We start from the raw sequence: 1,623 nt of genomic DNA, 5'->3' as shown, positions 1-1,623 counted from the left end.
GCGGCGGCGGCCCCGACCGCGCTGAGCGGCACGAGCTCGCCGGGAGCGACGGTGCGCAGGGCGACGAGGTCGGGGGGCAGCTCCTCGTCGGCCGGCAGGTAGGCCCCCCGCCCCGGCTCCACCCGGGCGCGCACCACCGTGAGCGCCGGAGCGGCCACCGCGTCACCGGGGGCCAGGGTCACCTGCGCGGCCCACACCGGCCGCGTGCGGTCGGCCGTGCCGACGAGCCAGCTGCCCAGCAGCACCGAGGCCAGCACGAGCACCACGCCGACGACGAGGCGGGGATCGCGCCAGGACGGTGCGCGCAGCCGCGGAGCGAGGTCGCTGGGAGCCACGGCGCCATGCTGGCAGCCGGAGCCGCGCGCGCCCGCCCACCGTCCACAGGCCCGCCGCAGGCACCGGCCGGGTCCGCCCCGACAGCGCAGAGCGACCACCCAGCGTCATCACCGACGACGCTGGCGGCCTGTGGACGGCGACCCCGTCCGGGTCCGGGCGCGTGCCAGACTGCGGACGTGGTCGCGCGCTTCCTCCCCCTGGCCGAGGTGGCCGAGGTGCTCAGCGTCTCGGCCGCGCAGGCCTACGCGCTCGTGCGCAGCGGCGAGCTGCCCGCGATCAAGGTCGGCGGGCGCGGCCAGTGGCGGGTGGAGACCACCGAGCTCGAGCAGTACATCCAGCGCAAGTACGCCGAGACCCGGGCCCTGGTCGCGTCCCGGCCGTCCGCCGAGGACGACGCCGACGCGCCGCACCTGCTCGACTGAGCTCGTCCCTCAGGCCACTCCTCAGACGCTGCCTCGCACCGCCAGGAGCGCGGCGAACGGCACGGTGACCACCGCCCGCACCGCGGTGGGGCGGCGCGCCTCCTCGGCCGGGTGCTCGGCCAGGTCGAGGTGGTCCGCGCCCACCCGGTCGATGGTGCCGGTGAGCACCGCTCCGTCCACGTGCAGGCGCACCACCGCCCGGTCGCGCGCCAGCGCGCGCAGCACCGAGCCGAGCCCCAGCCGCCGCTCGACCTGACCGGCCGGCGGCGCGACCGCCCGCGAGAGCCCGCTCACCCGGGCCAGGGCGGCGGCCGGCACCACCACGGGGCCGCGGTCGTCGAGGAGCAGCACCCAGCCGGCTCCGGCATCGCGGACGGTGCCCGCCAGTGCCGTGCCGTCGCGCAGCCAGACCCGCAGCGCTGCGCCGGTGTGCGCCCTCACGCGGTCGTCCAGCGGTGTGTGCGCGACCTCGGCGCGGGCCAGGTCGCCGTCCTCGGCCGAGGAGGCGGCGGCGAGCTGTCCCTCGAGGTCGGCGAACAGGGCCTCCCAGCGCACCGGCCCACCGTAGGGGCACGCCGTCCGGCAGCGCTGGGGCGCACCCGTTGTCCACAGGCGCTCCCCACAACTGTGGGCACCATGCTGTACTGAACGCCATCAAACAGCATCAAACTGCATCACTACAGCGGTTCGGCGCGCGGAAGGCGGCGGTCATGGTGAGGTCGGTGGACGGGACGAGCACGTTCCCGCTCTGGGGGCGCGTGGCGGCGGCGGTCCTCCTCGGCGGCGCGGTGACGGCCGCGCTCCTCGGTCTCGCCCGGGCGGCGGGCGCACCGGCGCTGGCGCGGCTCAACGGGCCCGGGCCGGC

At 77.6% G+C, this 1,623-nt stretch carries 2 protein-coding genes and 1 pseudogene; 1 reads left to right on the top strand and 2 read right to left on the bottom strand.

Annotation, left to right across the window (positions count from 1 at the left end):
• Positions 1-335: pseudogene (locus AC5FZL_RS16670) on the bottom strand (hypothetical protein); the annotation flags it as partial.
• 177 nt (positions 336-512) lie between these two features.
• Here AC5FZL_RS16670 and AC5FZL_RS16665 point away from each other — a divergent pair.
• A complete protein-coding gene (locus AC5FZL_RS16665; RefSeq protein WP_493619991.1) occupies positions 513-758 on the top strand; it encodes a helix-turn-helix domain-containing protein in 246 nt (81 codons plus the stop codon).
• Positions 759-779: 21 nt separating this feature from the next.
• On the opposite strand, the gene AC5FZL_RS16660 is transcribed toward AC5FZL_RS16665, so the two are convergent.
• Positions 780-1,313, bottom strand: a complete 534-nt coding sequence (locus AC5FZL_RS16660) for a hypothetical protein (protein WP_493619990.1) — start codon at positions 1,311-1,313, stop codon at positions 780-782.
• Positions 1,314-1,623 lie beyond the last annotated feature (310 nt).

Source organism: Quadrisphaera sp. DVD1 (genome assembly GCF_058932755.1).
Note: the sequence above shows the minus strand (reverse complement) of the source record. Positions and strands in the feature narration are given on the sequence as shown.